The following is a 26,960-nucleotide window of genomic DNA, read 5'->3' as shown; positions in this document are numbered from 1 at the left end:
TTTAAGATATTTTTAAAACACTAAATTGATAGCAATTTATGGCATATATTGTTAATACTTTTATTTTAATCCAAAAGGCTTATTATGTCAACCTATATTTTTAAAAATTCTAAATATAAAATTAATTAAAGGCTGGAGATAATGTTATAATAAAATAGAATTGTGTCTATGTTTTAAGCTAATTGACTATAGGAGGAATTTTATGAGAAAAAAGATAGGTATATTTATAATGTCATTTATGATTATAATTTCAACCCTATTTGCAGCAGGTTGTTCTAATAATTCAGCTTCAACTACAGATTCAGCTAAAAAAGATAGAATTAAAATAGCTGCGTTAAAGGGTCCCACAGGAATGGGTATGGCAAAACTTATGGAAGATAAGAATGATTATGATATTACTGTGTACGATTCTGCAGATCAAATAGTGTCTAAAATTGTAAATGGAGAATTGGATGGTGCAGCAGTCCCGTCTAACCTTGCACCAATTCTATATAATAAAACCAAAGGTCAAGTTGAGTTAGTTGGAATAAATACATTAGGTGTTTTATACATTGTGGAAAATGGAAATACAGTAAACAGTATAGCTGACTTAAAGGGAAAGACCATTTACTCAAGTGGTAAGGGTTCTACTCCCGAGTATGTACTAAATTACATATTGAAGAAGAATGGATTGGAACCAGGAAAAGATGTGACTATTGATTATAAGATGGATCACAGTGATCTAGCTGCAGCAATAGCATCTAAAAAGGTGAATCTGGCTGTTTTACCAGAACCTTTTGTAACTACAACTAAAATGAAGGACAGTAATTTAAGAATACCTATAGATTTGACAAAAGAATGGGACAAGGCTTCCCAAGGACAGAGTAAGCTTGTAATGGGAACTTTAGTTTTTAGAAAATCATTTATAGACAAGAGAGAAAAAGATTTAGACAGCTTCTTGAGCAAATATAAAGAATCAGTAGATTTTGTAAATAAAAATAAACAAGAAGCAGGAGAACTTATAGCAAAGGAAAGTATAATTCCAAAGGCTAAAGTAGCAGAAATGGCTATTCCAAAGAGCAACATAGTATTTATAAGTGCTAAAGATGGAAAACAGGCTCTGGAAAAATTTTATGAAGTTTTAAATGAGAATAATCCAAAATCCATTGGAGGAAAAATGCCGGATGAAAATTTCTATTACAGTGGAAACAAAAATAATTAAAAAACTATCTATACTGATATTTTGGATGCTGATTTGGGAGATTTGCTCCCTTTTTATGAATAATTCTCTTCTTTTGCCTTCGCCGTTCGAAGTATTAAAAACCCTAATAATTCTAATGGGAAAAAATTATTTTTGGAAATGTGTTTTTAATAGTATATTAAGAGTGATTATTGGAATTTTATTATCCATAGCTATTGGAATTATAACTGGTGTAATTGCAGGAATGAATAGATCTATAGAAGAACTAATGGAACCCCTTGTAGTTACTGTAAAATCTACTCCAGTTATATCTATAATTATTATAGCTTTAGTGTGGTTTAATTCATCTAATGTGGTGATTTTTACAGCTATACTTATATGCTTTCCAATAATATATACAAATGTAATTGAAGGTATAAAGTCTGTAGATAAATATTTAATACAGATGGCAAATGTATATAATGTAAAGCAAAAGTATGTGATAAAAGATATATATTTACCGAGTATAAAAAATTATATTATATCAGGAATATTTATGTGCCTTGGAATTGGATGGAAGGTTTCAGTAGCATCTGAAGTATTAAGTACTCCTAATTATTCTATAGGACTAAATCTTTTAAATGCTAAAACAACTCTGGAAACATCAGAACTCTTTGCATGGACTATTGTAATTGTAATTTTAAGTTTTATTTTCGAAAAAATATTTAAGTATTACTTGAGTAGAGCAAAAAAGTAGTTGTTTACTAGAATTGTAAATTGTGAGCTGAAAATTGTGTATTGATAAAAGGGTGATTTTATGGAAAAGCAAAATGAAGACCAATATGAAGTTACAATAAGTAGGTTGAGTAAATACTATGATGGAGTACCTGTTTTTTATAATTTAAATATGAAATTCTTGAGAAATAGGATTACAGCTATTCTTGGACCTTCAGGATGTGGTAAGACTACTTTATTAAATATCATAAGTGGAATTGAAAAAGATTATGATGGAAAAGTTGATTTAAAAGGCAGCACTATATCTTATGTGTTTCAAGAGGATAGATTGATTCCATACCTTAGTGTATATGATAATGTTGCTTTTGTATTAAAATCTACTATGGACAAAGGTAGAGTAGATTTAGCTGTAAGAAAATTTTTAAATATGGTAGAATTGTGGGATTATAAAGACAAGCTTCCTTATAAATTAAGTGGAGGAATGAAAAGAAGAGTTGCACTTGCCAGAGCATTTGCCTATAAAAGTGATCTGCTTTTGATGGATGAGCCCTTTAAGGGACTGGATGATAGATTAAAAAGTGATATAATAGAGAAATTTTTAATGATTTACAGCGAAAATAGAAGAACCATTATACTGGTCACTCATGATAAAGCAGAAGCTGAACAATTAGGTGATGTGATCTATTCACTGGATTAAAAATTAAGAATTAATTATAGATGATTTTTTTCGTTAAAACTGGAGAAAATCTAAAATGTACTAACAAAATTGAAATCACACTTAAAAACTTTTTAGTGTTATGAATTTTACTAATATATGGATGGTATAAGTAAACTTTCTACTTATACCAGCAATAACAACTATTTAGAGCTTATTATATATTGAGCCAATTCAGACATTTGACTTTCACTTAAATTGCCCATAGAAGTAAGTATATAGTTTATACCATTATCTTTCCATTTTAATGCACATTCTTGGCTAAACTTTTCTTTGAGCTTAACATTTTTATTCGGACTTCCAATACCAACTAGAACTTCCTTGCCATCTTTGATATCTTGCTCTTCTTTAGCTGAAAATTTAGTGCCTTCAGGTGCTTCATGTACTTTATATTGTGTAAAATATCCTGTAATGCTGCCCATTTTTACAGGTACGGCATTTTTAAATATTGGAGCATCTGCTTCTACAGATCTTTTTGAAGCTCCTAAGGTTATACTTGTTCCTTTAGCATTATTTATTGAATAAATTGCATTTGCTCCTCTATTGTCATATTGTTTATCTGGAGTTGCACCATCTATATGTCCATCTACACCAGCATCAATTAATTTATATCCTCCAGGAAGAGAGTCAGGTATTTTTACACTGTAGCCTAAATCCTTTTGTAAATCTGCTTTAGATGGAACTTTATTGTAATGCTTCATATCTGTGTAACCATTAACATATTTACCTATACTCTGAAGAGCTGAAGCCCTTAAATTTGGTGATGCAGCAACTGAACCTGCCAGTATAAGAAAGCCGCAGGAAGCAGCAATGACAGTTTTTTTGATATTTAAACTAAAAGGTAAGAATTTTTCTTTAGACATATATTTATCACTCCTATTTGATTTAATTTCAGATTTTATATTTTCAAACATGTTGTCAGATGGTACTATATCCTGAGACTTGTTTAATAAAGCTTTTTTTATACTTTTATCAAATTGTTCTTGATTAAGCATTTTCATTACACCTCACATCCTTATTATCATTGAAATAGTAGCCCTCAAAATTTTCAGTTAAAAATTCTTTTTTAAGTAATTTTCTAGCGTTATGCAGCCGAGATTTTACAGTACCTTCAAAGCATCCTAGTACATGTGCTATTTCTTTTATGGACAACCCATTATAATAGTATAGGATAACGGTTGTTTTTAAAGGCATGCTCAATTTATCAAGGGCCTTATCTACAAGATGTTTTATTTCATTTTTTTCTGTTATGTCAGACAGTGAGTTGCTTGAAATTGTATTTTTATCATTGATATTGTCAATACACAGGTTGTTTTTTTGTTTTGAACAGTACCTCCAGCATATTCTTGTAAGAAGGCGGTAGAACCATGATTCAAATGCCTCTGCTTTTTTTAATTTCTTTATTTCACTGAAACATCTTATAAATGCTTCTTGAGCTATATCTTCTGCAATATCTTTTTGACCGGTTATAAGATATGCAGTACGTACAGCTTTTACACTGTATTCTTGAAATAATATATTAAAGGCATCTATATCACCTTCTTTACAGCGCTGTATTATGTCGATGTTATTCACTTAATTACCTCCTCTTTTAGGTGCACCTATTATATAAGAGACACCTTAGCTCAAAAAGGTTCAAAAATTTATTATAATTTAATTAGAATTCCCTATAGAGTTTCTAAATTGAGAGTTAACTTATACAAATTATGTAATAACAAATTTGAGCACCATAAAAACTTTTGACAAGTCTAAAGCTTGGCATTTTGAAAATCTAAGAACCTTAGATAAACTCGTACCTCAAACATATCTAAGCCCCTAAGATTTTCTAAAATGCCAAGCTAAGACTTATGGAAAAGTTTTTAAAGGTGCTTTCAATTTTGTTATTACATTTTATGTATAAATTTAAATTTCAATTAAAAACCTTATGGATAGTTAACTCTACAATTAAGCTTATCTAAATTACCAGTTTGATTTAAATAGTAAAGTTATAAATTCAACCAAGATTTATAATTAGTAATTTTGAGTACTTATAGATTTAGTTTTAGACTTTACAGTCTACATAGGTATTCTAACTTAAAAATCAACTCATACATAGGCATATTTTTACAATAATGAAGCTCTTTTAAATACTTAGCCTTATCAAAATATTTAACGAGCTGAAGTTTGTAAAAAATATCTGGAGTATAAGTTGATTTTCTGGTTAGAAACTCTATATGAAAAGTTTAATTACAATTGGTATAGTAACTATTGAAAGCAGTGATGAAAAGGATACTATAAAAGCAGAATACTCTTTATTTTTGTTAAAATTTTCTGCAAAGATTGTTGTAAACGCTCCTGCAGGCATAGCTTGCATTAAGATTAATGTCTTTAATACCATAGAATGTTCTTTAAATAAAATTGAAACCACGTATAATGCTGCTGGTATAAGTATAAGTTTTATGAGTGAACCATAGTACATACTCTTGTCTTTAATGATTTTACTAAGCTCACTTCTTGACAATAAACTTCCTATTATAAGCATAGATATAGGAGTTGTTAGACTTCCCACCATCTTCATTGTGCTCATAAAAATAGGGGGGATTTTTATTGAAAATACCATAATTAGAAGTCCAATTACTGCAGAAACTATTCCTGGATTTTTAAGAGATTTTATTACTTCTTTAAAGCTGCTTGTATTATTAAATAACATTACACCATAAGTCCATACAAAAATATTGAAAACCATGTTAAATATAGCAGCATAAACAACTCCCTCGTTTCCAAAAATACTTTGAGCTACAGGAAATCCCATAAAGCCGCAGTTTGAAAACACCATTGCAAATTCAAGAACGTTCTTCTTGTTTTTATCAACTCCTATAAGCAAAGGCTTTACTAATAGTGGAGTTAATATAAATATTATGAAGCTGTAGATAAAAGTCCTTATAATATTATTTGCAACATTTGAACCATAAGAAATACTAAATGAAGAAATAACTAAAAAAGGAGTGGTTATTTCTACTAATAGCTTGGACAATCCATTTGATAAATTTTCGTCTATAATATTTCTCTTTCCACCATAAAAACCTACTAATGCAACTAAAAACAACGATATTATTTGAGTTATTACTGTATTTGTTCCCATATATTAACCTTCCTATTATTTATTATTCTTATAAAAAATTATATAAACAAATTTATCATATACAGATAAGACGTAAGTTGTCAAACATTAAGTTAGCAATTGAAAAGCTTTTATATTTGACTCAAATAGAGGATAAAGTGAGATAAATAAGAAATTGAAATAAATATTGACTTATTAATAAATAAGATTTACACTAATGTTTGATAAACAGAGTTCTTTATATACAATTCGTTAGAATTATGGATTGGATAGAAAGGTTTAGCAGCAATAAATTTTTACATTGCGACAACGTAGACGAGCCTTGTGCTGATTTTGAAGTACGGGTAATTTTTTGATGCTTTCTCTAGGGGGAAATATGGCTATAAATATACTAAATAAAATAAAATTAAAATTGTCTGAAGATATATTTTTCTCGGCTTCTTTATTAGCAGTAATAATTACTTCTTTTTTTAATATTCCTCGTATAGATTACATAGATTTCAAAGTAATAGCCTGTTTATTTGAATTAATGATTATAATAAAGGTTTTTGAAGAATACTCTTTACTTAGTTATATTTCGGTAGCTATTTTAAATAGTTGTAAAAATCAAAGAATATTGACTCAAGTATTGTGTTTAATTTCATTCGTATTTTCAATGCTCTTAACGAATGATGTTTCGTTATTGACCGTGCTGCCAATTATGGTATTAATTTCACAAAAAAGTGATTTTAATATTATTATACCTTCAGTTATGGTAACAATTTCTGCAAATTTGGGAAGCAGTGCAACACCCATGGGAAATCCACAAAATCTTTATATTTTTTCATTTTTTAAATTAAATGCAAAAAGTTTTTTCAATTTTTCACTACCCATTTGTATCATTAGTTTAATTTTAATCATATTAATAAGTTTTATTATTAAACCCAAGCAAATTAATTGTGATATGAGTTGTATTAAAGTAGTTGAAAAAAAGAAAATTGGTATATTTTCAATATCATTTGTTCTTATAATTTTAAGTGTTTTTGGTATTGTGTATTATTTAATTTCATTATTTGTAGTAGTGCTAATTACTTTCATTTTAAGCAGAAGTACATTTAAAAAGGTTGACTATAGATTGCTAATTACTTTTATATGCTTTTTTATTGCAGTTGGCAATATATCAAATATATCTATTTTCAAAAGTAATATATCAGATATTACTCAAACCATGGGAAAAAGTTATCTTGTATCAATTATTTTAAGTCAAATGATCAGCAATGTACCGAGCACAATTTTGTTGGCTCCTTTTACCAAGTATAGTTATGCTTTATTTTGTGGTGTAAATATAGGCGGACTTGGAACTCCAATTGCTTCTCTAGCTAGCCTTATTTCATATAAAATATTTGTCAATGAATATCCACAGAAAAAGAAGGAATACTTAATGAAATTTACTATTTTAAACTTCTTTTTCTTAGTTGTCCTAGGAGCTTTTTTTTATAGTAGAATGTGAAAAATGGGGTTTTATCATGGAAATGGATTTAATTTGTTCTGAAAATATGACCAGAGTATTAAAAGAAATACTTAGTATTCGTAAAATAGAAATTAGTAAGGATGCCAAGGTGTGTGTAATTGAAAAAGGATTTCCTTTAGAAAAGGGAAAAATAGGCATATATTTTGATATGACGACCATAAATGTTTTAATGGATTATTTAGATGAAATTTCAACAAGCAAAGAGGAGTTTAAAAATATAATTACAGGAAGATGTGAAAAGGACGAACTTAAAGTTTTAACTTATGATGAAATTTACTATTTTGAAGCTATGGGTAATGACGTTTTCGGCAGAACAAGGGACAAAAAATATAAAGTAAAGGAAAAGCTTTATGAATTAGAAGAAAAGCTAGAAAGTAAAGGCTTCATAAGAGTGAGCAAATGTTTTGTTGTAAATATAGAGAAGGTAGATCGTATAATTTCCTGGTTTAATAGTAAGCTTATATTAAAAATTATGAATATAGATGAAGAAGTTTATGTTACACGAAAATATTTGAACGATTTTAAGAAATTCCTTGGTGTATAGAGAGGTTTATAAATTTTGGGGTGATTTGAATATGAAGGAAAATGTAAAAGACTTTTTATTTAACTTAATAATATCTGTATTTATTGGATTATTTGTGGGCATGGCTGAAGTAACAGTTATAAATATTAATGGTGTAGTTGTGTCTATATTAATTATATCTTGTATACTTGGCGGTGTTATCGGAACAATTTCCAGATTTGTATTTATTTATATGTTTGGAATAAAACAAATTGATGTAAAATTATCTTTTTTAGCGGTATTTGCTATAATAGGAATTATTTCATGTATACCATCGTTTTATAATTATTTAGTTTATGATGAAAAAATTGTAACAGTGACATTAGCCTCAATTTTAATATCAGCGGAATTTCTAGGAATGAGCTTTTGTTACTATTCCTATAAAAAATATTTGAAGTTTAATTTAAAACTTATAAATAAGAAGAAACAGCTAAGAGGAAATCGTTAAATGTGTTAAAAAATAACTAAATAAAAAGTAAGGTTCAAAACTATATGTCAACCTTACTTTTTATGCTATCTACTTTTTTAAATTTACTCTGACAGCATAGCCAGTTGTTATTTTATATACTCCCTGCAGAGAAATTACATTTTTATTTAAAGATTTAAATTGAGATTTATCATTTTTAGTATCATATTTAATATAAAAATCATATTTACCATCGCTGTCAAAATCTATATTCTGAGAAATTACTGTAGGTATATTTTTACCTACATAATCAACTTCAACAAAGCCTTTATGTCTATCAGAAAAAAGACCCTGAAATACAGGTTTGTGTATTTTTATGGTATAATCCTTAAAAGAAATAGTCTTACTTACTTCACCACCGGTATATATGGGAGAAACTTTTAGTGAAGTTATATTAACAAACTCTTTAGCCCAGAAGTCATTGGCTATAAAAGTGGCTAATACTACAAATAAGGACAAGACAGCAGCAGTATACCCTAAAAAAGCTTTCAATTTGATCATTTTTAATCCGCCTTTCTCTTTATTATTTAATTACTTCTAAAAAAAGCTTCCTGTAGTTATAAGTTTTAAAAGTCTATATACTCCCCTAATCATAGCTCCACCACCAATTGTAAGTGCAAAAATATATGCAGGATAGAGAAATAAATACCTTGATAAATTAGTTTTAACACCTATTTTTGTACCTTTTATGTGATAAGATACAGCAGAAGCAGGGCATGTATCTATACATTTCCCACATTTGGTACAGGTTATTAAAGCTTTTCCGTTTGCAAGACTATTCTCATCTATTGAGTAAGTTGGGCATTCTCTTACGCACTTTTTGCAACTTAAACATTTATTTTTATCTATTCTTATTTCAAATATATTTATTTTGTTAGAAAAGGATTGAAAGGCTCCAAAGGGACAAAATAGTCCACATTGGGTTCTTTTTCCGGTAAGTATAGGCAGTATTATAACTAAAATTAAAAATAAAGTGTAGAAAACAATAGTTTTAATTAACACTATTGAGGAAGTTATTTGTTCTGCTTCCGTAACTGCTTTAAAGGGGCAAAGCCAATCACAGTAAACAGGAGCAAGAGTAGCAGCAGACAATAAAACAATGGATATTAAAATAGCAAAGGATAAATAAGTCCACTTCCTATTTATTTTCAATTTTGGCTTTTTACATAATGAAGAGCACCCTTCATCAAGCCCTCCGTAAAAACAAGCCCAACTGCAAAAGCCGCGTCCAAAGGCTATACTAGCACCAAGCCAAATTACTATCATACTTGCAATGCTAGCAAATCCAGTTAAAAGTGAACCGGGGAAAATTATGGTTTTGTTTAAAGCAGCAGGTATTATAATCATTGGAATTACCATATGGCAAAATGGAGTCTGCCCATTAATAAAAGTGGATTCATTATAGAAAATGCTGCCTCTAACTTCTATTAAATTAGTCATAAAACTGACTGCAAAAAGTAAGGCATATATTACAAAAAATATCTTCCTATATTTATAAGTTTTCTTTGTGTACACCATAAGAAAAAATATTACATTTATAAAAACATAGCTTATGGAAAAAGAAATTTTCATTAAGGGTTCCTTTGGAAGAGAACTGCCGCCACTTAACAAAACAATACTTAATAGTAATATTGGTATACAAGCAGCTACTGATTTTGCAAATTTTTTGCCTTTACTTGTTTCTGCTATTTTTTTAGTTTCTAAATTATTCAATTTAACATCATCTCCTTAAAAAGCATCATTATTCCTGAATACATGTAAAATACTCCAATTACAAAAGAGCACATTTGACCTATTAATTTAATTTGCTTACTTTTTAAAACACCTATAAATGGAATGGGTATAAAATAGACAGCAGTGCCTACAAAAAAGGTAGCAAAGTACAAAATACTGCTGAAGATATTAGTAAAGAAAGCAGCATCTGAAAAAGCTAAAATGAATGGTGGACATACATTTATACCTGTTAAAAAGCCTAAAAGAACTACAGTAGTAAATCCTTTTTCTCTATTCGAGTAGTTAAAAAACTTATTAAAGTATTTAATATTGCAAAATCTATGCGACTTTGAAAATGTGTAAACTATAAGTGTAAATGATAAAAATATATAAGACAGTGAAAATATAATTTCTTTATAGTGGGATTGTTTTATTATAAAGTTTCCTGTAATCCACGCCAAAAGAGCAAATAGTATATAACCAAGAAGCCTTCCTAACATGAATTTGAATAAACAAATAAAATTCCATTTTGTCTTTTTATCTTCACTTAAAATATAGGGGATAAATACGGGAATACAAGAAGCAAGGCAGTAACCTCCACTTGAAAGCCCTAAAATGAATCCTTTGAACATAAATTAACCTCCTTTTCATTACAAATTTATTATATTGGGTTTTATAAATGTAAACTATAGGTTTCTTTTAACATGCAATATAGAGTATATAAGATGCATTAGAATAAATAGTATAATAATACAATTATGAAAATTATTATATTTTTAAAATATTTTGTAATATTTTATATATTAAATTTAAATTTAATATTAATATAATATAAAGTTACGAATGAATATGTCGAAAAATAGTATGTGGATAAAAATTAGTAAATAAAAACTATAAGATAATTAATTGGAGGTGAAGTTAATTGATAAAAATTAGAAGTATTAGAGCAAGAACCATTATAGCCATTCTTCCTATTACAATAATGATTTTAATTATTTTATCAGTACTAAGTTATTATACTGGAAGAAAAATTATCAGCCAGCAAATTGATAGTAAAATATCTTACAAAATGAATGAACTAAAATTATCAGTTAATAACAGAATTACTTCACATAGTAGAATTGCTGAAACGTTAGCAAGAACTATAGAAGCTTCAGGAAACACCATGTCTACAGATGAGTATAAGAACTTAGTACAAAAATATGCCGCAATTAATGATGATACTTTTGGAGTAGGAGTATGGTTTGAACCATACAAATATAAGGAGAATATAAAGTTGTTTGGACCTTATGCCTATAAAGATAATGCTAAAGTTGTATATACAGAAGATTATATGAAAGATGATTATAACTATCCTTCTCAGGATTGGTATAAGGTAGGAAAAACCACAAAAAATAAAGTGGATTGGACTCCTCCATTTTATGACGATAATACAAAAGTTACTATGGCAGCTGTTTCAGCACCATTTTTTGATGAAAAAGGTAATTTTATCGGAGAAACTAATGCGGATATTAATTTGACTAATCTGCAAGATATGGTTAATAAAGTTAAATTTGGTGAGTCTGGAAAAGCTTTTCTCATTACAAGTGACGGATCATATATTGCTGGTGTAGATTCAAAGAAAGTAATGAAATCTAAAATAACAGATGATTCAAAATTTTCATCCATTAGCAAAGATATACTAAGTGGAAAAAATGGTAATGGTTTTTATATGGATGGTAATGATAAGAGGGCCATTTATTATACACCTATAGCTTCAACAAATTGGATATTAGGTATTACTGTTTCACAAAAGGAATTATACAGCCCTTTACAAAGTTTAGTATCTATACTTGTTATACTTAGTATACTTTTAATAGTAATAATTACTGCTGCCATATTATTTTATAGCAATTACATAACAAAAAATATAAAACAAGTTACTAAATTGACTTCTATTATCTGTGACGGAGATTTAACGTATACTTTGGATGTTAATTCTGAGGATGAATTAGGTCATATGACTCAGGATCTAAATAAAATGTCATCAAATTTGAAAACAACTTTTCATTCTATTAGCAATAACCTTGACCATGTTGTAAGTACATCTGAAGAGCTAACTGCAAGTGCAGAACAAACTGGGGAAGCTGCTGAACAGGTAGCCGTGTCAATGCAAAAAGTATCTCAAGATGTTGAAGCCCAAACTAAAGATACCGGATATATATCTGAAGCAGTTGCACAAATTCATGCCGGTATAAAAAATATAAAAGAAAATGTAAATTTAACAACTCAATTATCTTTTGATTCTACAAAAGTAGCTAAAAATGGTAATAATATAATAAATGATGCAATACATCAAATGGAGAATATAAGGTTACAGGTTTCTGAATCAACAAATATTGTAAATGTGTTAGGTGAAAAATCTAAAGAAATAGATAGTATTATTAATATAATAAATAACATATCTGAACAAACAAACATTCTTGCCTTAAATGCTGCAATAGAAGCAGCTAGAGCAGGTGAATATGGAAACAGTTTTGCTGTAGTTGCTGAAGAGGTTAAAAAATTAGCAGAACAATCAGGAGCTGCATCAGGAAAAATAGGCGATCTTATAAAGGAAATACAGCAATATATTGCCAGTGCAATGGCAGCCATGGGTAAAGGAAATGCATCAGTAGATATGGGAAAAACTATGGTAAATCAGGCTAGTAACTCATTTAAGGATATAAGTGTTTCTGTTAAAAATGTTGCAGAACAAATGGCTCAAGTAGAAGAGGTTATTGAAGGGTTACATAGTCATTCTAATAATATGGTAGATAAAATACAAAATATTTCTGATATTTCAACTAAATCTTCTAATTACATTGAAACTGTTGCAGCAGCTTCAGAAGAACAAACTGCACTTATGAAACAGGTAGCAGTTGCTGCTCAATCATTGACTCAAATAGTGATAGAATTACAAAGTAAAATATCTGCATTTAAAGTCAATTAATATATGAATATTATCAACTCTTCCTTAATTTATATAGTTTGACGTGAGTTCGAAGAGTAAATTCGAACTCACGTTAAATTAAATTCTTTTTTATAGGTCAACTAAAAAAATAGCCTTATTCATGTATATAGAAAAAGCATATTAGTGCATTTGAGAATTAATTTCTAGAAATTTAATATACATATAAGTATAGGGATAAGTTATGAATTTACGAGGTAGGGGAGATTACATGAATAATAGGCAAATCTTAATAGGCCAGCTAGAAACAATAAGAGAAATGATAATAGGTTAGTTTCTAAACAAATAAATAGTAATACAATTGACCAAATTGTTATTGACATTCAGAAACTACGCACACGTGTTGAACAAGATGGGGTTGTACATAGTGACTACTGTAATGAAAATGCGTTAAACGCATTTATAGGATATTTAAAACGTGGGCAAGCAAGAAACTTACGGGAGTGCATAAATTGTTACACAAATAGTCAATATGTAAATAGAATTGTCAATGAATTGGAGGATATTCAAAGTTCTATATCAAAGAAATAAAATTTAGTATTTTGTAATGTAAAAAAGCAAATTAAATTATCTCTTTTCTAATTCACGTACTATAGTAAAGACTTCCTCATCAGTAGCCTGTTCAAAGTTTTTATAATGTAAGCCTACAGCATAAAATTCATCGGGTATAAATAGGCATATAACTTCATCTACAAATTTCTTCAACAAAGAAATTGTATCTCGTGGGGCTACTGGTACAGCTAGAATAATTTTTTTTGCAGCATGCTTTTTGATTGACTTTATAGCGGCCTGTATTGTAAAACCCGTTGCAATTCCATCATCAATAATTATTACTGTTCTATTCTTTACATCAGGAAAATTTTCATTTCCTTTATATTTATTTAATCTTCTTTTAATTTCTTCTATTTGATTAGACAATTCTTTTTCTATATACTCCTTGGATATATTTAGCATCTGTATATATTTTTCGTTTAAAAGATAGGTTCCATCCAAGGATACAGCACCAATGGCAACCTCTTTATTACGAGGTGAGCCAATTTTTCTTGGAATGATTAAATCCCATTCGAATCCAAATTTTTTTATAGTTTCATAAGCTGTTATTATTCCACCTCTAGGGATAGCAAGAACGATAGGGTTTTCATCTTTAAATTTCTCAAGTTCTATAGCAAGCTTTTCTCCAGCATCTTTTCTATCTACAAACATATTATCAACTCTTCCTTAACTTTTATATAGATTAGTTTAAGTTGAAACTATAGAATTATGCAAGAGATTTTAAATTTTTCTCTATATATTATATAATAGTAACATAATATATGGCAGGGAGGTTTGTACTTATATGAAAAATATACTTACACAAGAAAATATTGATAAATTAAGAGAAGAATTAGACTATAGAATGACCGTAAAAAGGGCTGAAATAGCAAAGGAAAAATTAGTAGCTGCTGCGCATGGTGATAGGTCTGAAAATGCAGAGTATAAAGAAGCCTGTGCAAACTACAGAGAAAATGACAATAGAATCCAGTATCTATTAAGTATGATTTCAACCGCAACTGTAATAGATGTTAAAAGTGCAGATAAATCAGTAATAGGTGTTAATAGTAAATTTAAAATTAAATTTGTAGAGGATGAAGATGAAGAAATTGTATCATTAGTAACTACTATAGATGCTGATCCAGAAAATATGCTTATAAGCATAGAGTCAGATTTAGGAAAAGCATTAGTAGGCAAAAAAGTTGGCGATACAGTTGAAGTTAATGCTCCAAGTGAAAAGTATACGGTAGAAATATTAGAAATGCTATAGTAAGTTTTATTTTAAATGATACATACAGTATTTATAAAATAGTGTGCATAGGCTTAATATTTATAAGATTCATGCATACTATTTTTATTTAAGTTATTGATTTTTTATAAAAAGTAGTATACTATATAACTAGACAACATGTTGTCTAACTGCTGAATTTTAAGGAGGAAGCAAATGAATCGGTTTTATATACAGCAAATTTTTGCAACAATTTTTTATCTATCAAATAAGGTTCAAGTACAAGGAGATAAACTGGATGAGAGAATAACAGTTCGCCAGTGGATGGTACTTTTAACAATTTTACATTTGCCAGAAAATGAAGCTTTTTATAGCAATATAGCAGAGAAGATGGGATGCTCCAAGCAAAATGTAAAACATATTGTTGTAAATTTGGAAAAGAAGAACTATGTAATTTTAGAAGAAAATAAGAAAGATAAGCGATCAGTTAACATTAAAATAACTAAAGATTGTATGAAAATTATTAAAGAGTATTATGAAAAAGGAAACAAACTCATGAGCACCATATTTAGAGACTTTGATGATGAAGAATTAGAGACATTGTGGAAACTTTTAAATAAATTAGCTGCTTATGATGGGTCTAACTGGACAGGTTATGGAGAAATAGCAGATTTTGATAGAAGGTAGAGGAGAAGTTATGAATAATGATAATTGTACAATAAAAATAACACCAGAAGTATCAAGAGCAGATGAGCCAGTTGATATAAAAATAAGTTGTCTTTCAAAAAATGAAAAAGTTACAATTCGTGCTGTAAGCAGCGATTACTATTGTATTAATGCTTCTATAATTGAAATAGAAGATAACACATTGTGGGAGTCTTATGCAGTTTTTGAAACAGATGAATGTGGAAATATTGATTTGGAAAATGTAGCGCCGGTTGATGGAACTTATAGTAATTGTGATAAAATGGGATTATTTTATTCTATGAGGCCAAAGCAGATCCGTAAGAGCAAGTTAATACAAAAATTAAGTAATATAAATGAAAATAGAAAATACAAAATTACATTTACAGTAGAGAAAAATGGAAAAATAATTGCATCAAAGGAGCATACAAGAGTTTACTGTGATGATACAATCGAAAGTGTTGATGTAATAGAAAAAAATCTACTGGCAAGATATTTTACTTCAAAAGATAATATAAAACACCCTGCAATAATTGTTTTAAGTGGAAGTGATGGCAGAATTGAAAAAGCACAGGCAATTGCTGAACTATTTGCCATGAGAGGATATTCTGCATTGGCGGTTTGTTATTTTGGACTTGAAGGAACACCAGAGGATCTTAATCTGATACCTCTTGAGTACGTTGAAAATGCAGTAAAGTGGCTAAAGAAGCAGGATACTGTTGACAAAAATAAGATGGCTATATATGGAAGATCTAAGGGCGGTGAACTGGTGCTCCTTGCAGCATCCATGTTTAAGGACATTACTTGTGTTATTGCAAATACTCCAAGCTGTTACGTATATGAGGGGATTAAGAATGGAAAGCTTCCATCCCATCATTCTTCATGGATGTATAGAGGTCGCGAAATACCTTATCTAAAATTTAGTTTTCATATTATACTGCGATTGATAATAAAAATGATGAAAAAAGAAAAAGGAGCACTGGCATGGATGTATAAAAAATTAATTGAAGAAGGTGATAGGGACAAGGCTACTATTGAATTGGATAAGATAAATGGACCTGTTTTAATGATATCATCATCAGCAGATGAAATATGGCCTTCAAAAATGCATTCAGAAACATCCTGTAGTATATTTGAAAAATCACATTTTGAACATGAATATAAGCACATTACCTTTGCAAAGTCAGGTCATATGTTGACAGTGCCTTTTCAGTCAATATATCCATCAGAGAAATATCCGTATGATGTAGAAAGTTGGGCAAAGGCAAATAGCGACTCGTGGAATGAGACAGTCAAATTTTTAGAGAAGTGGGCAAGTAAATAAATATTAAATGTCAAATTTGATGAATAGAAACATTCCACTTTGTTTACAATCACTTCATTTTCTTAACTTGATGTCATTGAATTATAATATTCAATTGCCCACTCGCATAAAGTTGATAAAACAGGTAAAAGGGTTTTACCCTTTTCGGTAAGAGAATATTCTACTTTAGGAGGAACCTCAGCATAGACAAATCTATTCACTAATTGATCTTCCTCTAATGCTCTAAGCTGCTGAGTAAGCATTTTTTGAGTAATATTTGGCAAGGTTCTCTTTAACTCACTGAATCTCAGAGTCTTTTCACCTAAGTGCCATATAATAAGAGGCTTCCATTTGCCGCCTATGATATCTAAAGTTAATTCCATGGAACAGCTGTATTCATTACCTTTAAATTTCAACATTTGTTATATTTAGTGATGAGACATATAACTTAACAGAGCTTTATTATATTGTCATCACTAATATTCACCTCTCTTCATTTCATAGTAATTAGTTATTATAAGTATACAAATGGGTACTATACTACTTAAAAGTACCTACTTCCACAAAATGATAGTACAGTATATAATATCTCTTGTAAAGTACTTTACAACACTAATTTGAAATTACGACAGAAATATGAAATTTTATTGAATTAAGAACTATGCAAACTTATTATACGACAAGGAGGATTGTGATATGAGAGTAATAGCTATTAATGGAGGTCCTAGGAAAAATCATAATATAGCAACTTTATTAAATAAGGTTCTTGAAGGAGCCGCTTCTCAAGGGGCTGAAACAGAAATTATTCATCTGTATGATTTAAACTTTAAAGGTTGTACCAGCTGTTTTACATGTAAATTAAAAGAAGGTAAAAGTTACGGTAAATGTGCCATGGTAGATGAGCTTTCTCCTGTACTAAAAAAGCTGGATACAGCAGATGCAGTGGTTTTAGGTTCACCTATATATTTGGGTAATGTTACGGGTGAAACAAGATCATTTATAGAAAGGCTATTTTTTCTGTTGATAGAGTATACTAATCATCCTACACTTCTACCTAGAAATATTCCTGCAGCATTAATATATACGATGAACGTATCTGAAGAGAAAATGAAAAATATATGTTTAGATAAGTATCTTGAATTTAACGAAATGTTATTTAAAAAATTCTTTGGGAAATGCAAAACATTGTATTGTAATGATACTTACCAGTTTAATGATTATTCAAAGGTAGTTTCAGATATGTTTGATTATGAAAAAAAGTTAAAAAGACATAGAGAAGTATTTCCCAAAGATTGTGCTAAAGCATTTGATATAGGAATTGAATTTGTGAAACACAAGATTTAAGAGGTGGATTTTAATGGATTTCGAAGGTCAATAAGATGTTACAAAAATATACCTGTGCCTTATGAAGAGTTGTTAAAATTAGTTAATATTGCACGTTTTGCTCCTACTGCTAGCAACTCACAAGGAGTATCCTATATTATCGTAAAAGATAAAAAAATATTAGAAAAATCTACTGAAATAATAGTTAAGTGGATGGAAGATAATATTGAACTTCACTGGAGCTTTTCAAGACATATAAATAATTATAGAAAAAATGGCATAGATTCAATTTTACGTGATGCTCCTAATATTATATTAGCAACTGCTCAAAAGGACTTTAAAAATGGAAGAGAAAATAGTATTTCTGCATTATCCTATGTTGAATTATTTGCACCTACATTAGGAATAGGCTCTTGCTGGGCTGGATTATTTGAATTTTGTGCATTTTCAAATTATGTTCCATTATTAGATTTATTCAATATTTCTAAAGATAAAGTAATAACAGGTGCACTTATGGTTGGATATCCTAAATATAAATATAAAAGATTAGTAGATCGTAATAAATTAGATGTTACATGTATAGGGTAAGTTTAAAATAAAAAACTGCTTATGTGATACTGTCCATATAAGCAGTTTCTGATACAAAGTAATTAATTTACAATATAAACTTTTTAATAGCCTTTGCCACTCCATCATTATCATTGTCTGAAGTTACATATTGAGCTATATCCTTAAGTTCTTCAATAGCATTTCCCATTGCAACCCCAAGACCAGCATAAGTTAACATTTCAACATCATTTGCCTGGTCACCTATGCACATTACCTCTTCTTTTTTTATTCCTAATTTATCTGCTAAAACTTTTACACCATAACCCTTATTACAATTTTTATTCATAACTTCCAAAACTATGGGCATAGTTTTCACCACATTATATTCAGTATAAAATTTTTTTGGCAGCTCAAGCATTTTTTTGTCTAACAATTCTTCTGTCTGAGAAAATAATATCTTTGTAATTTCATCATTATCTTCAACATCTGATTTAAAATTAATAATTTTAACAGGAGTTCCCACATATTCTGCTTCAAATCTTGTAAATTCACTTTCCTCTGCTGCAATAGGACCTTCATGAGTATACGCAATCATATTAAGTCCAAATTTCTTGCTTAAAGTATGTGCTTTTATCAAATCCCTGCCTCTTAATCCTTTATATGCAACACATTCAAAATTACTGGTTCTATATATAGTTCCCCCGTTATTTGCAATAAGATATTGATTCTCTCCTCTTAAATGAACTTCGTCCAAAAAATTATCCACGCCCTTAAGCCCTCTTCCAGATGTTATAACAACATTAACACCCTTTTCTATGGCCTTTCTAATTGCTTCCTTATTTCCTTTTGAAATAATTCTATTACTATTTAATAATGTACCATCCATATCAACAGCTAATAGTTTGTACATATTTTACCTCCTAATATTTTCCTCTACTATTGGTTTATTAGGCATCTTCAAAAAACCAATACTACACCTAGTTTTTGAAGATGCCTAAACATATAAAATATCACGCTAGGCATTACCCTATTACGCTAAATCATATGATCTTTAAAATACTTCCACTAACTAACATTATTTTGTTATTATTGCTTATCATTTATTATCATTGTATATCATTTTAAAATTTTATTCAAGATAATTTGTGAATTTTAATAGTAATGTTATAATATTAATCAATAATGATAAACATTAATAATTAATGAGGTGCTTAAATGTTTACTGAAGAACGATTAGAACAAATATTAAGTATACTTAACGAAAATGGTAGGGTAAAGGTAAAAGAACTAAGTGAACGATTTAATGTTTCAGAAGGTATGATAAGAAAAGATTTACAAAGGTTAGAAAAAGATGGTGCTCTGCAAAGAACCTATGGGGGAGCTATATTAAATAGAAAAATTTCTAAAAACAGCTCTATAACCACTAGAATGAAAGTGAGCTTAAGCAGCAAGGAGTTAATATCTAAAAAAGCCTTTGATCTTATAGAGGATGAAGATGTGGTTTTTTTAGAGTCATCAAGTATTAATTTTTTGTTAGCTAAACTAATTGCTAATAGCACTAAGAAGATAACTTTGATAACTAATATGTCCATAATACCACCTCTTTTTAATGATAATGAAACTGTTAAGCTGATATGCATAGGCGGTGTATACGATAATAAAGCCGGTGGAGTTTTAGGTTCAGAAGCAATTAAAAGTATATCTAAATATACTTTTAATAAAGGTTTTTTAGGAAGTTCAGGTGTGAATTTAATTACTAATAGCGTAGGCACCGTCACCTTAGAGGATGGTAATCTTAAAGAAACTGTAGTTTCCAATAGTAAAGAAGTATTTTTACTTGTTGAAAAGAAAAAATTTAATATAGATAGCATATATAGATTTACTACTTTAGATAAATTTAATGCTATAATTACTGATTCAGATATTAATGATGATATTAAAGAAAAGTTAAAAAAATTAGATGTGAAGTTAATATAAATCTTTTTGTAGAATATAACTACATTGGTAATATTTATAATATCTTTTTATTAAAGGATGTTTTAAGATGCATAAAGATTATTTAGAAAAATATTCTTAAATTATCGTAAAAACAGGACTGAACATACAACAAAATCAAATTTTAGTTATAAATTCACCTATAGAATGCGCGGTGATTTTACCAGAACTATTTCTGAAATTGCCTATAAAGAAGGTGCTAGATAAGTTATAATAATCATAATATGGCATATATTGTGCAGATATAATTATGGAGGAAAAAATGAGCAGTAATAATAAAAGTAAAATTACTTTATATTTAATGAGACATGGACAAACCATTTTAAACAAAGCTAATAGAACTCAGGGATGGTGTGATGGAGTTCTTACCAGGGCAGGAATTGAGGTAGCTGTAAATACAGGGCTTGGACTTAGCAATGTTAAATTTAAAGCAGCCTACAGCAGTGATTTGGGTAGGGCAGTGAAAACTGCAAAAATTGTTATAAAGGAAAATAAGGCAAGTGAAAATTTACAGTTAAAAGAACTTGAAGGACTAAGAGAAATGTATTTTGGAAAATACGAAGGAGAGCTTGAGAGTATAATGTTTAACGATATACTTAGCTACCTTAATGTAAGTTCTTTTAAGGAAGCGGAAGAAAAGTATGATTTCCAAAGAGAATACTGCAATTCATGTGCAACTCTGGATGATACAAAGGAAGCGGAGTGTTATGATACAGTAATAAAAAGAGTTATGAAAACACTAAAAGATATATGCATGGAAAATTCTGATGGTGAGAGTGGAAATATACTTGTAGTAGCTCATGGTGGGATAATTAGATTGATTATTGATTATTTGGACAAGAATTTTAATGTGCGAGATATGGATAATTCAAGTATATCCAAAATTACATATGAAAATGAAAATTTTAAAGTAGAATCTGTAAATGACACTAGTTATAGTGAAAAAGGTAAAGTTATGAAAAATCAATTAAGTGTGTGCGAAAGGACTATCAGTTAAAAAACTGTTAGTCCTTAAATATTAAAAATGCTTTGTAATTTCCTGTTGTATTCTGCTTATTTCTTTAGGTCTTAATCCAGTTTCGTCTTTGATTTCTTTACTGGTTTTACCAGAAATAAGCATTTCTTTAGCTTTTTTCTTTTTTTCATCTAAGCTATCATCACTCATGCATAGAACTCCTTTCTATATTTTGCCTTCCATTTTCATTCTAGCTTTAGTTACATCATGATCATTGAGGCCTGTAACTTCTTTTATCTCGCCCATACCTGTACCTTTATGAAGTAAATCTTTAGCTTTTTCCATAGCTTTTTCATGGTGGCCTTTATTTTGATGTGATTTCATCATTTAATCCTCCCTAGTTTGTTTTATTAAATAACTTTATTTTTGGTATATGTTATATGAGAATTAATCCAAATGTTTTTCTGGTGGAGAACCAAACTTTATTCTTGAACTTTCATCCTGAGGGTCATGGTTTATATTTTTCTTTTTAAATCTACTGTCTTCTTTTTTATTATTAGTAGTCTTACGTATTTTGTTTTGCACAATTGTCTCTCCTTTCTAATACAATGTAGGTTTTCCTCAAAACTAGTTTTTATGCTTGGTTTTAAATAGTATAAGTTTACTTTCCTAATATATTTAGTAAATATTAAGATTTTCTTTATTATTTTTTGAATATTTAACTTTAATATGTATATACAAAATAAATATTTTAAGTAATAATGATATTAAGTTAAATAGGGAGGGAATTATAGTGGATATAAGATTGAAAGAAAAGGTAGAACTAATGGTAGAAAACTATAGTGAACTTAAAAGTAATTTTAAATGGGATACAAGCTTGTTAAAACACTTTTGTGCAATGATGCATGCAGCAAGAGGTGAAAAGGTAAATATAGATAAAATTGAAGAAATAAAAAAGTATATAAAGCAGGAAACAGGATGGACATCTGATTATAGAGGAAATAATGAGCTTATTATGGCTACCCTTTTATGTTTTGAAGAGGATTATAAAGGCTTTTTTCAAAAAATGCTTGAAATTCATGAAAAAATGAAGCAGGAAGGTTTTAAAAAGAGCGCATATTTGCCGCTGGCTACTTATACTTTTGTAGAAGATGTTCCTAGAGAATATTGGAATTTTAAGATCCAGAGAATGAAAGAATTTTATAAAAATATCAAAGAAAATCATTTTTGGCTAACTTCTACTGATGATTATGTTTTTGCAGCAGTACTTGCTGCTACAGATTTGGATGTGAGACAAACTATGGAAAAGGTAGAAGAGTGTTATAAAGAATTAAATAAAGAAGGATTTTGGAAAGGAAACGATCTCCAGACATTATCTCATATTTTGGCACTTGGAGAAGAGCCCGTTTATGAAAAATGCAAGAAGGCAAATAGACTTTATAATAAACTTAAAAGTGAAAAATGCAGTCTTAGATACAATGGCTTGGCGACACTAGGAGTGTTAACTCTTATTGCAGATGATGAAGATCAAATAGTTAGAGAAATAAAAGAAGTCAATGATTTTATTCATAAGAAGCCTGGATATGGCATGTGGAGTTTAGATAAATATACTAAAACAATTCTTTCAGCTAATTTAGTTTGTGACTTCTATGTAGATGGTATGAAAAGGGGAGTAATTAAAGTAGCCTTAGCAAATAGTATTAATGCTATTATTATTGCTCAAGAACAGGCAGCAATTGCAGGATGTGCTGCCGCTGCAGCAGCTGCGTCAGCTTCCTCATCAAGTTCATCATAATATGTAATAAAATGTAAATGATCAGATATAGATTTATTTTATCCTATTAATAGATATATTCAGACGATAATTTCCAAAGTCTAAAATTTTATTTAACAAGCACATAAGATTTTCTTCATCAGTTACATTTACCTTTAATAAATAGCAGCCATCTCCACTTATCCTGTGGCACTCAATTATGAATTTATTGTTTTTAACAAATTGTATAAAAGCAAGATGATTGGAGGCTTTCATAAAAACAGTTATATAGGCAATTAAGCTTTTATCAAGTTTTATGTTATTTAAATTTATGGTGTATTTTTCAATGATTCCTGCCTTTTCCATTTTCTTAATTCTATTTGCTACTGCTTGTCCTGTTAAATGAACTAACTCTCCAATTTCACGCCATTGAAGCCTGGAATTTTCTTTTAATAAGGTTAAAATCTTTATATCTGTTTGATCAAGCATAATTATAAATTTCCTTTCATGATGAAACTGAAAATAGGCAATTACTTTCTCCAAGTAAAAGCAGTATGACTTATAATTAATATATCATATACAGGGAGGAAAAAACATGAGAATTCAGCTTATACGCCATGCAACATTAAGGATAATTATAAATAATAAGACAATTTTAGTTGATCCAGTGCTTAGTAAAAAAGGAACAATGCCTTATATTCCTAATGTAGCAAATAAAAATAAAAATCCACTGGTGGAATTGCCCATTGATGTTAATGATATTGTAAGAACTGATGCAGTTTTTTTAACCCATATGCACAGCGATCATTTTGATGAAACGGCAGCAAGATTATTACCTAAAAATACACCTATATTCTGTCAGACTGAGGATGAAGTAAAAGTTAGACAAAAGGGATTTTACTCTGTTAATCCAATTGAAAAAGATTGCTGTTGGAATGATATAATTTTTAAACGTATAGGGGGTCAACATGGTAAGGGTGAAGCTGCAAAACAAATGGGGATAGTTTCAGGATATGTTATTAAAACTAAAAATGAACCCTCATTATATATAACAGGGGATACAGTATGGTGTTCGGAAGTAGAGCAAGCATTAAAAACTTATAATCCTGAATTAGTTGTTAGTTTTGCAGGTTCTGCACAGTTGACAGAGGGAGGTATTCCTATTACCATGAATAAAGAGGATATATTTCATATTTGCAAAAAAGTGCCAAAGTCTAAAGTGATTGTTGTTCATATGGAGGCTTGGAATCACTGCAGCCTTATGAGAAAGGAACTAAGAAGTTTTTTAAAGGATAATTCACTTTCAGGACAGGTTTCTATTCCAAAGGATGGAGAGTATATGGAATATTGAGTAATAAATAATAATATATTTGGGAGAGGATAAATTTATGAGCAAAAAAACAGCTCTATTAATAATAGATGTTCAAGTAGCTATGTTTGCAGGTGAAGAAGGAGATTTATACAATGCAGATAGGGTACTTAACAATATTTGTACTTTACTTAAAAGGGCCCGTTCATCAAAAACAGCAGTAATATTCATTCAGCATACTGACAAAGATGGTGAGTTTCAAAAAGGAAAGGCTACCTGGCAGCTGCATCCTAGGTTACATCCCCAGGAAAATGAAAAAGTTATTGAAAAAACTACCTGGGATTCATTCTATAATACAGGGCTTGAGGAAGAATTGAAGAGGCAGGGTATTGAAAAGTTAATTATTGCTGGCATGCAAACAGAATTTTGTTTAGATACTACTTGCAGAAGAGCATTTAGTATGGGGTATGATAATATTTTAGTAAGTGATGCCCATAGTACTTTTGATGGAGAAATACTTAGTGCAGATCAAATTATTAAACATCATAATAATGTACTAGGAGGAAGATTTGTACAGCTAAAGTCTACAGATGAAGTTGAATTTTAGATAGGTACAGCAAAATTAACAGTAAACAATATGACAGTTTTTTATAAAGGTGCTTTAGTAAAAATATATGTTTATTTTTACATGAATTTTGGTATAATATAAATAAGGTGCGAGCTGCGAAGCAGCACGCAGATGCGTGATGTTTCCTCTTGACAGTGGAAGAATGATTTTGTTGTCATTAGTAAGCTACTAACATATAGTAGGAAAATCCTATCAAGTAATACCTAACCAGTAGCTTGTACCAAGTCCTTGGAATCGAAACGGTAACGCTAGATTTAAGCGTAGGACAGGGATCAAACGAGCCGAAACGAAAGTGAAGCTATTGAGCCACGAAATTATTATCCAAACGAAGAGGTCGATACTGTCTTATTGGTAGCAGACAACATTATGTAAATTATTATGGTGAGATTTATATAACTCTTCCGGGGTCTGAGGGTTTGGCGAGTTTGATGATAAGTATGTTATTAGAACAGCTGAGGTCCTATAATGTCTGAGAAATCAGTATGCAAAATCAAAGCAAGGAAACGAGCAAGATGAGCAAAAGCATTATAGGAAGTCCGACTAACTTATAGTACTGTAGAAACCTGTGAAAGCAGGCGGAGGGAAGGAGTTAGCACAACATAGCTTCAAGTGAGCTTCAAATTATGCAGACAGGAGAGCTGAAGAACATGATTAATGAGCTACTTGGAATACAATATAATATAGAAAAAGCTAGATTAGATGGAAAGGTTCAAAATCTTGCATATTATATCAATGAAAATACTATTATAGCTAGCCATAAAGAAATGGATAGAAAGAAAGCAAAAGGCATTGATGGAGTATCAAAAGATGATTATTCTGTAAATCTAAAAGCTAATGTGGAACATTTGTTAAAGCGAATGAGAAATGGAAGCTATCAGCCAGAACCTATAAGAAGAACGTATATTCCAAAAGACGGAAGCAAAAAGATGAGACCACTAGGAATATCTTGCTATGAAGATAAGCTAGTAGAAAACGTAATAGCAAATATATTAATAGAGGTATATGAACCTAAATTCTTTAACGAATCCTATGGATTTAGACCAAATAGAAACTGCCATCAAGCAATTAGAGAAATCATAGAGGATGTTCAATATCATAAGGTGAGTTACATTGTTGAAGCTGATATAAAAGGATTCTTTAATAATGTTGACCATGAATGGTTAATAAAGTTCTTGGAACATGATATCGCAGATAAGAAATTTATAGAGATAATTAAGAAATTCTTAAAAGCTGGAATAATGGAAAAAGGTAAATATCTAGACAGTGAAAGAGGAACACCGCAAGGTAATGGAGCATCTCCAGTACTTGCAAATATATATTTACATTATGTACTGGACTATTGGTTTGATGTTAAAATCAAAAGGAAATGTAAAGGCGAAGCCTATTTGATAAGATATTGTGATGATTTTGTATGTTGTTTTCAAAACAAATGGGAGGCAGAAAGGTTTTACCAAAAGCTAATAGAAAGATTCGGTAAATTTGGATTAGAACTTGCTTTAGATAAAACTAAGATATTAGAATTTGGGAAATTTGCAAAGCAAAATAGAAGAAATAAAGGATTAGGGAAACCAGAAACCTTTGACTTTCTTGGATTTACATTCTATTGTAGTGAAGATAGGAAAAAAGAGTTCTTTCGATGTAAAGTTAAGACTAGTAAGAAGAAATTCAGAAGTAAAGTTAAGACAATGAAAGAATGGATTAAGAAGAATAGGATAATGCCAGTAGGTGAATTGATTAAGAAAATTAATCAGAA

Annotated in this window: 30 protein-coding genes and 2 pseudogenes; 19 read left to right on the top strand and 13 right to left on the bottom strand. The window is 29.6% G+C overall.

Going from position 1 to position 26,960, the window contains the following annotated elements; translation table 11 throughout:
- Positions 1-202: 202 nt before the first annotated feature.
- Genes WY13_RS02640 through WY13_RS02630 form a run of 3 tightly spaced genes read left to right on the top strand, consistent with a single transcriptional unit; the run spans position 203 to position 2,591 of the window.
- Positions 203-1,201, top strand: a complete 999-nt coding sequence (locus WY13_RS02640; protein WP_063554163.1) for an ABC transporter substrate-binding protein — start codon at positions 203-205, stop codon at positions 1,199-1,201.
- Positions 1,164-1,916, top strand: coding sequence for an ABC transporter permease (locus WY13_RS02635; RefSeq protein WP_063554162.1), 753 nt, complete (start codon positions 1,164-1,166; stop codon positions 1,914-1,916). Before WY13_RS02640 ends, WY13_RS02635 begins: the two co-directional genes overlap by 38 nt.
- Before the next feature lie 60 nt (positions 1,917-1,976).
- A complete protein-coding gene (locus WY13_RS02630; RefSeq protein WP_063554161.1) occupies positions 1,977-2,591 on the top strand; it encodes an ABC transporter ATP-binding protein in 615 nt (204 codons plus the stop codon).
- Positions 2,592-2,752: 161 nt separating this feature from the next.
- Here WY13_RS02630 and WY13_RS02625 read toward each other — a convergent pair whose 3' ends face one another.
- The 3 genes from WY13_RS02625 to WY13_RS02615 all read right to left on the bottom strand — a co-directional run bounded on the left by WY13_RS02625 (position 2,753) and on the right by WY13_RS02615 (position 5,730).
- A complete protein-coding gene (locus WY13_RS02625; RefSeq protein WP_242866307.1) occupies positions 2,753-3,610 on the bottom strand; it encodes a hypothetical protein in 858 nt (285 codons plus the stop codon).
- Entirely contained in the window at positions 3,597-4,184 is a 588-nt protein-coding gene (locus WY13_RS02620) for an RNA polymerase sigma factor (protein WP_063554160.1), read from the bottom strand. The genes WY13_RS02625 and WY13_RS02620 overlap by 14 nt, the downstream gene beginning before the upstream one ends.
- Positions 4,185-4,818: 634 nt before the next feature.
- Positions 4,819-5,730, bottom strand: a complete 912-nt coding sequence (locus WY13_RS02615; RefSeq protein ID WP_063554159.1) for an AEC family transporter — start codon at positions 5,728-5,730, stop codon at positions 4,819-4,821.
- Between the two features lie 355 nt (positions 5,731-6,085).
- On the opposite strand from WY13_RS02615, the gene WY13_RS02610 reads away from it, so the two are divergent.
- From WY13_RS02610 to WY13_RS02600, 3 genes are read left to right on the top strand one after another with little or no spacing between them, the layout of a single operon-like run.
- Positions 6,086-7,198, top strand: coding sequence for an SLC13 family permease (locus tag WY13_RS02610; protein ID WP_242866306.1), 1,113 nt, complete (start codon positions 6,086-6,088; stop codon positions 7,196-7,198).
- 16 nt (positions 7,199-7,214) lie between these two features.
- Positions 7,215-7,763: a LytTR family DNA-binding domain-containing protein gene (locus tag WY13_RS02605; protein WP_063554157.1), complete on the top strand. Its 549-nt coding sequence runs from the start codon at positions 7,215-7,217 to the stop codon at positions 7,761-7,763.
- Positions 7,764-7,794: 31 nt separating this feature from the next.
- Positions 7,795-8,229: a hypothetical protein gene (locus WY13_RS02600; RefSeq protein WP_063554156.1), complete on the top strand. Its 435-nt coding sequence runs from the start codon at positions 7,795-7,797 to the stop codon at positions 8,227-8,229.
- Positions 8,230-8,298: 69 nt separating this feature from the next.
- Here WY13_RS02600 and WY13_RS02595 read toward each other — a convergent pair whose 3' ends face one another.
- Genes WY13_RS02595 through WY13_RS02585 form a run of 3 tightly spaced genes read right to left on the bottom strand, consistent with a single transcriptional unit; the run spans position 8,299 to position 10,592 of the window.
- On the bottom strand, positions 8,299-8,748 hold the full coding sequence (locus WY13_RS02595; RefSeq protein ID WP_063554155.1) for a hypothetical protein: 450 nt from the start codon (positions 8,746-8,748) through the stop codon (positions 8,299-8,301).
- Positions 8,749-8,784: 36 nt separating this feature from the next.
- Positions 8,785-9,960: a 4Fe-4S binding protein gene (locus WY13_RS02590; RefSeq protein ID WP_063554154.1), complete on the bottom strand. Its 1,176-nt coding sequence runs from the start codon at positions 9,958-9,960 to the stop codon at positions 8,785-8,787.
- Complete coding sequence (locus WY13_RS02585) at positions 9,957-10,592, bottom strand: sulfite exporter TauE/SafE family protein (RefSeq protein ID WP_063554153.1); 636 nt, start codon at positions 10,590-10,592, stop codon at positions 9,957-9,959. The genes WY13_RS02590 and WY13_RS02585 overlap by 4 nt, the downstream gene beginning before the upstream one ends.
- A gap of 290 nt (positions 10,593-10,882) precedes the next feature.
- On the opposite strand from WY13_RS02585, the gene WY13_RS02580 reads away from it, so the two are divergent.
- Positions 10,883-12,931, top strand: a complete 2,049-nt coding sequence (locus WY13_RS02580; RefSeq protein ID WP_063554152.1) for a methyl-accepting chemotaxis protein — start codon at positions 10,883-10,885, stop codon at positions 12,929-12,931.
- Between the two features lie 585 nt (positions 12,932-13,516).
- Here the strand turns inward: WY13_RS02580 and WY13_RS02575 are convergent.
- Positions 13,517-14,152 (bottom strand): phosphoribosyltransferase, encoded by a 636-nt coding sequence (locus WY13_RS02575; RefSeq protein WP_063554151.1) that lies wholly within the window; start codon positions 14,150-14,152, stop codon positions 13,517-13,519.
- 133 nt (positions 14,153-14,285) lie between these two features.
- Between WY13_RS02575 and WY13_RS02570 the strand changes: the two genes are divergently transcribed.
- The 3 genes from WY13_RS02570 to WY13_RS02560 all read left to right on the top strand — a co-directional run bounded on the left by WY13_RS02570 (position 14,286) and on the right by WY13_RS02560 (position 16,716).
- Positions 14,286-14,750, top strand: coding sequence for a GreA/GreB family elongation factor (locus WY13_RS02570; RefSeq protein WP_063554150.1), 465 nt, complete (start codon positions 14,286-14,288; stop codon positions 14,748-14,750).
- A 174-nt stretch (positions 14,751-14,924) separates the two neighbouring features.
- Complete coding sequence (locus WY13_RS02565; protein WP_063554149.1) at positions 14,925-15,395, top strand: MarR family winged helix-turn-helix transcriptional regulator; 471 nt, start codon at positions 14,925-14,927, stop codon at positions 15,393-15,395.
- The gene (locus tag WY13_RS02560; RefSeq protein WP_082848351.1) at positions 15,382-16,716 is read left to right on the top strand and encodes an acyl-CoA thioesterase/bile acid-CoA:amino acid N-acyltransferase family protein; all 1,335 of its coding nucleotides are present in this window, start codon (positions 15,382-15,384) and stop codon (positions 16,714-16,716) included. Before WY13_RS02565 ends, WY13_RS02560 begins: the two co-directional genes overlap by 14 nt.
- Before the next feature lie 62 nt (positions 16,717-16,778).
- On the opposite strand, the gene WY13_RS02555 is transcribed toward WY13_RS02560, so the two are convergent.
- Positions 16,779-17,114 (bottom strand): winged helix-turn-helix transcriptional regulator, encoded by a 336-nt coding sequence (locus WY13_RS02555; protein ID WP_063554148.1) that lies wholly within the window; start codon positions 17,112-17,114, stop codon positions 16,779-16,781.
- A gap of 277 nt (positions 17,115-17,391) precedes the next feature.
- On the opposite strand from WY13_RS02555, the gene WY13_RS02550 reads away from it, so the two are divergent.
- Positions 17,392-18,039, top strand: coding sequence for a flavodoxin family protein (locus tag WY13_RS02550; protein ID WP_063554147.1), 648 nt, complete (start codon positions 17,392-17,394; stop codon positions 18,037-18,039).
- 21 nt (positions 18,040-18,060) lie between these two features.
- Positions 18,061-18,606 (top strand): annotated as a pseudogene (locus WY13_RS02545) (nitroreductase family protein); the annotation flags it as partial.
- Between the two features lie 67 nt (positions 18,607-18,673).
- Here the strand turns inward: WY13_RS02545 and WY13_RS02540 are convergent.
- A complete protein-coding gene (locus WY13_RS02540; RefSeq protein WP_063554146.1) occupies positions 18,674-19,477 on the bottom strand; it encodes a Cof-type HAD-IIB family hydrolase in 804 nt (267 codons plus the stop codon).
- A gap of 305 nt (positions 19,478-19,782) precedes the next feature.
- Here WY13_RS02540 and WY13_RS02535 point away from each other — a divergent pair, with 305 nt between their 5' ends.
- The 3 genes and pseudogenes from WY13_RS02535 to WY13_RS02530 all read left to right on the top strand — a co-directional run bounded on the left by WY13_RS02535 (position 19,783) and on the right by WY13_RS02530 (position 21,559).
- The gene (locus WY13_RS02535) at positions 19,783-20,544 is read left to right on the top strand and encodes a DeoR/GlpR family DNA-binding transcription regulator (protein ID WP_063554145.1); all 762 of its coding nucleotides are present in this window, start codon (positions 19,783-19,785) and stop codon (positions 20,542-20,544) included.
- A 100-nt stretch (positions 20,545-20,644) separates the two neighbouring features.
- A pseudogene (locus tag WY13_RS21635) lies at positions 20,645-20,766 on the top strand (aminopeptidase); the annotation flags it as partial.
- A 58-nt stretch (positions 20,767-20,824) separates the two neighbouring features.
- A complete protein-coding gene (locus WY13_RS02530; protein ID WP_063554144.1) occupies positions 20,825-21,559 on the top strand; it encodes a histidine phosphatase family protein in 735 nt (244 codons plus the stop codon).
- Positions 21,560-21,580: 21 nt separating this feature from the next.
- Here WY13_RS02530 and WY13_RS21290 read toward each other — a convergent pair whose 3' ends face one another.
- The 3 genes from WY13_RS21290 to WY13_RS21285 are packed head-to-tail and all read right to left on the bottom strand — an operon-like array spanning position 21,581 to position 22,102.
- Positions 21,581-21,727, bottom strand: coding sequence for a hypothetical protein (locus WY13_RS21290; protein ID WP_192844974.1), 147 nt, complete (start codon positions 21,725-21,727; stop codon positions 21,581-21,583).
- Positions 21,728-21,742: 15 nt separating this feature from the next.
- Positions 21,743-21,904, bottom strand: a complete 162-nt coding sequence (locus WY13_RS20800; protein WP_156498949.1) for a hypothetical protein — start codon at positions 21,902-21,904, stop codon at positions 21,743-21,745.
- 60 nt (positions 21,905-21,964) lie between these two features.
- Entirely contained in the window at positions 21,965-22,102 is a 138-nt protein-coding gene (locus WY13_RS21285) for a CPC_1213 family protein (RefSeq protein ID WP_175413011.1), read from the bottom strand.
- Between the two features lie 208 nt (positions 22,103-22,310).
- Here WY13_RS21285 and WY13_RS02525 point away from each other — a divergent pair, with 208 nt between their 5' ends.
- On the top strand, positions 22,311-23,312 hold the full coding sequence (locus tag WY13_RS02525; RefSeq protein WP_063554143.1) for a DUF4003 domain-containing protein: 1,002 nt from the start codon (positions 22,311-22,313) through the stop codon (positions 23,310-23,312).
- A gap of 33 nt (positions 23,313-23,345) precedes the next feature.
- Here WY13_RS02525 and WY13_RS02520 read toward each other — a convergent pair whose 3' ends face one another.
- On the bottom strand, positions 23,346-23,759 hold the full coding sequence (locus WY13_RS02520) for an Lrp/AsnC family transcriptional regulator (RefSeq protein ID WP_063554142.1): 414 nt from the start codon (positions 23,757-23,759) through the stop codon (positions 23,346-23,348).
- Positions 23,760-23,865: 106 nt separating this feature from the next.
- Between WY13_RS02520 and WY13_RS02515 the strand changes: the two genes are divergently transcribed.
- From WY13_RS02515 to ltrA, 3 genes are all read left to right on the top strand, one after another.
- Entirely contained in the window at positions 23,866-24,621 is a 756-nt protein-coding gene (locus WY13_RS02515) for an MBL fold metallo-hydrolase (protein ID WP_063554141.1), read from the top strand.
- Between the two features lie 37 nt (positions 24,622-24,658).
- Positions 24,659-25,186: a cysteine hydrolase family protein gene (locus WY13_RS02510; RefSeq protein ID WP_063554140.1), complete on the top strand. Its 528-nt coding sequence runs from the start codon at positions 24,659-24,661 to the stop codon at positions 25,184-25,186.
- A gap of 668 nt (positions 25,187-25,854) precedes the next feature.
- A partial coding sequence (ltrA, locus tag WY13_RS20795) for a group II intron reverse transcriptase/maturase (protein WP_063554139.1) occupies positions 25,855-26,960 on the top strand: 1,106 nt, incomplete at its 3' end.

It is taken from the genome of Clostridium ljungdahlii (assembly GCF_001636845.1).
Lineage (GTDB): Bacteria > Bacillota > Clostridia > Clostridiales > Clostridiaceae > Clostridium_B > Clostridium_B ljungdahlii_A.
Note: the sequence above shows the minus strand (reverse complement) of the source record. Positions and strands in the feature narration are given on the sequence as shown.

Bases quoted from the DNA above. Each gene is read 5' to 3' on its own strand.
- WY13_RS02555 (WP_063554148.1), bottom strand. From the start codon at position 17,114: ATGTTGAAATTTAAAGGTAATGAATACAGCTGTTCCATGGAATTAACT.
- WY13_RS02610 (WP_242866306.1), top strand. From the start codon at position 6,086: ATGGCTATAAATATACTAAATAAAATAAAATTAAAATTGTCTGAAGAT.
- WY13_RS02530 (WP_063554144.1), top strand. From the start codon at position 20,825: ATGAGCAGTAATAATAAAAGTAAAATTACTTTATATTTAATGAGACAT.
- WY13_RS02550 (WP_063554147.1), top strand. From the start codon at position 17,392: ATGAGAGTAATAGCTATTAATGGAGGTCCTAGGAAAAATCATAATATA.
- WY13_RS02535 (WP_063554145.1), top strand. From the start codon at position 19,783: ATGTTTACTGAAGAACGATTAGAACAAATATTAAGTATACTTAACGAA.
- WY13_RS02565 (WP_063554149.1), top strand. From the start codon at position 14,925: ATGAATCGGTTTTATATACAGCAAATTTTTGCAACAATTTTTTATCTA.
- WY13_RS02640 (WP_063554163.1), top strand. From the start codon at position 203: ATGAGAAAAAAGATAGGTATATTTATAATGTCATTTATGATTATAATT.
- WY13_RS02570 (WP_063554150.1), top strand. From the start codon at position 14,286: ATGAAAAATATACTTACACAAGAAAATATTGATAAATTAAGAGAAGAA.
- WY13_RS02595 (WP_063554155.1), bottom strand. From the start codon at position 8,748: ATGATCAAATTGAAAGCTTTTTTAGGGTATACTGCTGCTGTCTTGTCC.
- WY13_RS02635 (WP_063554162.1), top strand. From the start codon at position 1,164: ATGAAAATTTCTATTACAGTGGAAACAAAAATAATTAAAAAACTATCT.
- WY13_RS21290 (WP_192844974.1), bottom strand. From the start codon at position 21,727: ATGAGTGATGATAGCTTAGATGAAAAAAAGAAAAAAGCTAAAGAAATG.
- WY13_RS02615 (WP_063554159.1), bottom strand. From the start codon at position 5,730: ATGGGAACAAATACAGTAATAACTCAAATAATATCGTTGTTTTTAGTT.
- WY13_RS02515 (WP_063554141.1), top strand. From the start codon at position 23,866: ATGAGAATTCAGCTTATACGCCATGCAACATTAAGGATAATTATAAAT.
- WY13_RS02575 (WP_063554151.1), bottom strand. From the start codon at position 14,152: ATGTTTGTAGATAGAAAAGATGCTGGAGAAAAGCTTGCTATAGAACTT.
- WY13_RS02520 (WP_063554142.1), bottom strand. From the start codon at position 23,759: ATGCTTGATCAAACAGATATAAAGATTTTAACCTTATTAAAAGAAAAT.
- WY13_RS02625 (WP_242866307.1), bottom strand. From the start codon at position 3,610: ATGAAAATGCTTAATCAAGAACAATTTGATAAAAGTATAAAAAAAGCT.
- WY13_RS02540 (WP_063554146.1), bottom strand. From the start codon at position 19,477: ATGTACAAACTATTAGCTGTTGATATGGATGGTACATTATTAAATAGT.
- WY13_RS02605 (WP_063554157.1), top strand. From the start codon at position 7,215: ATGGAAATGGATTTAATTTGTTCTGAAAATATGACCAGAGTATTAAAA.
- WY13_RS02630 (WP_063554161.1), top strand. From the start codon at position 1,977: ATGGAAAAGCAAAATGAAGACCAATATGAAGTTACAATAAGTAGGTTG.
- WY13_RS02510 (WP_063554140.1), top strand. From the start codon at position 24,659: ATGAGCAAAAAAACAGCTCTATTAATAATAGATGTTCAAGTAGCTATG.
- WY13_RS02585 (WP_063554153.1), bottom strand. From the start codon at position 10,592: ATGTTCAAAGGATTCATTTTAGGGCTTTCAAGTGGAGGTTACTGCCTT.
- WY13_RS02600 (WP_063554156.1), top strand. From the start codon at position 7,795: ATGAAGGAAAATGTAAAAGACTTTTTATTTAACTTAATAATATCTGTA.
- WY13_RS20800 (WP_156498949.1), bottom strand. From the start codon at position 21,904: ATGATGAAATCACATCAAAATAAAGGCCACCATGAAAAAGCTATGGAA.